Source organism: Telluria sp. AZSoR62 (assembly GCF_058111565.1).
Genome location: NZ_JBYTST010000613.1, coordinates 1 through 235, shown reverse-complemented (window position 1 = coordinate 235; position 235 = coordinate 1). Strand labels below are relative to the sequence as shown.

Sequence of the window (235 nt, the reverse complement as noted above, 5' to 3'; positions counted from 1 at the left end):
CCTACGCTGAACTGCTGCACCATTGGGATGTAACTGCAACCCTACAAGATGAGCAGCGAAGATAACTTTCAACGCTTCTAGGCTCCACAATTCGAAATCACGCTCCCCCTCTCTCCCTAACGGAATTTTATCGAGTTGCGAAACAATCTGACCTATTTTTGTATTTCTTATTTTAGGATTTAGTGAATCAACCTTAATATCATATTCATCATTTATTTCCTCCGCCTCCTCTGGC

1 pseudogene is annotated in these 235 nt (G+C 42.1%); it reads right to left on the bottom strand.

Going from position 1 to position 235, the window contains the following annotated elements:
* A pseudogene (locus tag AC3XQU_RS24925) lies at positions 1-235 on the bottom strand (P-loop ATPase, Sll1717 family); the annotation flags it as partial.